The organism is Longimicrobiales bacterium (assembly GCA_035764935.1).
Taxonomy (GTDB): domain Bacteria; phylum Gemmatimonadota; class Gemmatimonadetes; order Longimicrobiales; family RSA9; genus DASTYK01.
The window spans coordinates 1-3,446 of the sequence record DASTYK010000092.1 but is presented as its reverse complement, the minus strand read 5'-3'; the positions used below and the strand labels follow the sequence as shown (position 1 = coordinate 3,446).

Annotated in this window: 3 protein-coding genes; 1 reads left to right on the top strand and 2 read right to left on the bottom strand. The window is 70.7% G+C overall.

Annotated elements, in window-relative coordinates; translation table 11 throughout:
• Positions 1-223: 223 nt before the first annotated feature.
• Positions 224-1,426, top strand: a complete 1,203-nt coding sequence (locus tag VFU06_07480; protein HEU5209236.1) for an MFS transporter — start codon at positions 224-226, stop codon at positions 1,424-1,426.
• 131 nt (positions 1,427-1,557) lie between these two features.
• Here the strand turns inward: VFU06_07480 and VFU06_07475 are convergent, their stop codons facing one another.
• Both VFU06_07475 and VFU06_07470 read right to left on the bottom strand, forming a co-directional pair.
• Positions 1,558-2,157: an ANTAR domain-containing protein gene (locus VFU06_07475; GenBank protein HEU5209235.1), complete on the bottom strand. Its 600-nt coding sequence runs from the start codon at positions 2,155-2,157 to the stop codon at positions 1,558-1,560.
• An 8-nt stretch (positions 2,158-2,165) separates the two neighbouring features.
• Positions 2,166-3,446, bottom strand: a 1,281-nt coding sequence (locus tag VFU06_07470) for an ATP-binding protein (protein HEU5209234.1), incomplete at its 5' end; no start/stop codon positions are given.

Here is a 3,446-nt window from a genome sequence, read left to right as displayed (position 1 = left end):
CCCTCGCCTGCCTGCTGTTCGCCGCCGCGGAGACGTTCCAGATCCACCTGCAGGGCTCACAGGTGATCCCCTCGCAGTTCGTCGAGATGATCCCGTACGTCCTGACGATCATCGCGCTGGCGACGGTGGTCGGCCGCGCATCGGCGCCGGCCGCGCTGGGGAAGACGGAGACCTGAGCACGACCCGCCCGCGCCGGCAGGGTTCACGATTCCTCGAAGGCTGAATGGGCAAGCTCTCCGTCCTGATGATCACCGCGTTCGTCGACATGGTGGGGCTCCTCATGGTGCTCCCCCTGTTGCCGTTCTACGCACAGAAGCTCGGCGCGGGCGGCCTCGTCGTCGGGGCGCTGGTGTCGTCGTTCTCGGTCGCGCAGCTCGCGAGCGCGCCGATCTGGGGGCGGTTCTCCGATCGCTACGGACGCCGCCCCGCGCTGCTCGTGGGGCTGACCTCGTCCGCGCTCGCGTACGTCGTGTTCGCGTACGCGGACTCGCTCTGGCTGCTCTTTCTCTCGCGGATCGTGCAGGGTGCCGGCGGCGGCACGGTGGGCGTGATCCAGGCTTACGTCGCCGATGCCGTTCCGCCGAACGAGCGGGCCAAGGGACTGGGGTGGCTCTCCGCGGCCACGAATGCCGGTGTGGCGCTCGGCCCGGTGCTGGGGTCGCTGACGACGACGTTCGGTCATGCGGGACCGGGGCTGTTCGCCGCGGCGCTCTGCGTCATCAACATCGGCTTCGCGTTCCGGTTCCTCAGCGAATCGCGCGACATGGCGGAAGCGGCCGCGCAGCCCCGCCGGAAGGGGCGGTCACGCGAGGCCGTGCTCCAGGTCGTGACGCACTCCGGCGAGCCCGCTTCGCGCCTGATCTGGATCTATGCGATCGGCATGGGGGCCTTCCACGGCGCGAATGCCGTGCTGGCACTCTTCCTCGCCCGGCGGTTCGGCGTCACCGAGCGCACCATCGGCTTCTTCTACATGTACATCGGCACGCTCGCCGTGCTCACGCGGGCGCTGCTGCTGGGCCGGATGGTCGACCGGTTCGGTGAGGCGAAGCTGTCGCGGGTCGGCATCACGCTGCTCGCGATGGGGCTCGCGTCGCTCCCATTCACCCCGATGATCGGCGGCGGCGCCGGGGTCTCATACGTTCCCCTGGCATTGGCGGTGGCGCTCCTGCCGCTTGGCACCGCGTTCACCTTCCCGTGCGTCACCGCGCTGCTCTCGCGCGCAATCCCGAGCCACGAGCGCGGGCTCTACATGGGTGTGCAGCAGACGTTCGGCGGCATCGCCCGCGTGATCTTCCCGGTACTCGCCGGATTGGCGTTCGACCGGGTCGTCGAGCTCCCGTTCCTCGTGAGCAGCGGGCTGGTCCTCGGGACACTCGTCCTGGCGTCGGGGATTGCGGACCAGCGGGAGCGCGCGTCGGCGGGGTAACCGGCGTCCCGCGAGGCACGACCGTGGCGCGGCAAGGCGCCGCCGTCAACGCGCGCAGGGGGAAGGGGGCGTGACCCACGGCAACAAGGGCGGCGCATTCCTGCGCCGCCCCGGGACCTGCCCGCGAAACGCTACTGCGCCCCGGGCTCCGAGGCCAGCACCGCCTTCGCGATCTCCACCATCGGCACGGAGCGATCCTGGCTCGTGCGCTGGAGAATGCGATACGCCTCCTGCTCGGAGGACCCGGTGCGACGCATGAGGATCCCCTTGGCGCGCTCGATGGTCTTGCGGTTCTCGAGCGCGGCCTTCGCGGATTCGGCGTCCTTGCGCGCGCCGGCCAGCTCGCGGGCACGCTGCGCCGCAAGGCGCAGCGTGGAGTCGAGCATCCGCGGCGGCGTCGGCTTCGGCAGGAAGGCGATCGCCGCCGTCGCGGCGACGTCGCGGTCGGACAGGGTCACCGTCTCGTCGCCGCTGAACAGCACGACCGCGACGCCCGGGAGCGCCTGCGTGATGGACTCGGCGGCCTCGATGCCCGACCCGTCGGGCATGTGCACGTCGAGCAGCACGACGTCGGGCACGACGTCGCGGGCCAGCTCGATCGCCTCACGGCCATTGCTGGCCTCGGCGACGACGATATGGCCGAGGGACGCGAGCAGGTCCGCGACGAGGCTGCGGGCGTTGTCGTCGTCTTCGGCGAGAAGGATACGAATCGGGGCGGACGAATCGGGCATCGGTTGGTTCAGGAGTCCGCAGGTATAGTAGCACCGCGCGCACCCGCTCGCTCGCCGGCATCGGCAGGCGCAGCATGAGTGTTCGTGGCGGCCACCTGCGCAAGCAGTTCGTTCGTGCGGACAGGTTTGCGCAGGAGAAAATCCGGCGTGGGTCCCGCGTTGCTGCGCGGCTCCCATCCGGTGACCACGCCCACGCGCATCGAAGGACAGCACGTGCGGACGTAGCTGACGAGGTCCCACCCGCTTGCATCCGGCAGCCCGATGTCGCTGACGACGACATCGAAGCGCTGGGCGGGCTCCGTGAGCCGGGCGATCGCCTCCGCCACCGTGCTCGCGGCCGTGACCGCATGCCCATCCGACTCGAGTACCGCCTGGATGAACTCGCGGTTGTCGGGCTGATCTTCCACCAGCAGGATGCGGCGGGCGATCCGCGGCCGCGGCGTTACCGGCGCGGCCATCGTTTCCGACGGTGCGACGAGCGGAAGCACGAGACGAACCGTCGTCCCCTGGCCCAGCACGGAGTCGATCTCCGCATGCCCCCGATGGCGGCGCGCCACCCCGTAGACCTCGGCGAGCCCGAGGCCGGTGCCGTGGCGTCCCTTCGTCGTGAAGAACGGCTCGAAGGCGCGTTCGCGCACCTCGGACGACATGCCGACGCCGGTGTCGGTGACCTCCACGATGCCGTGGCCATTGGCCGCCCGGACGCGGATGCGCATCGTGCCTCCGCCGGCCATCGCGTCCAGGGCATTCTGCACGAGGTTCAGCAACGCTTCGCGCAGCTCCCCCGCGATGCCCCGCACGAGCGTGCCGGTCGTGAGCTCGCCCTCGTAGGCGATGACGCCGCCGCGCGACCGCTCGCGCCAGAGGGGGCGGGTCATCGCGACGACCTCCTCGGTGATCACGGCCAGGTCCACGACGCCATCGCCGTCGCCCTGCACGGGATCCTGGCGGATGAAGCGTCCCACGCGGGCCGCTGTCGCGGCCCCCGTCTCCGCTGCCTTCGATATGCGCTGCGCGTAGTCGCGCACCGCCTCCGGGTTGTTCGCGTTGGCCTCGAGGAGGTAGGCGGCCGCCATGATCGGATTGAGCGCGTTGTTGACGTCGTGCATGACGCCAGCCGCGAGCTGGCCGACCGCGGCGAGCCGACGCTCGTGCGCGCGCGCCTCCTGCAGCGCCAGCAGCTCGCGCGTGCGCTCCTGCACCATGCGCTCGAGACGCTCGGCTTCCGTGGAGACCCGTTCGTACAGCTCCGCCGTGCGGCGCGCTTCTTCCTCGAGCTGGCGCTGCAG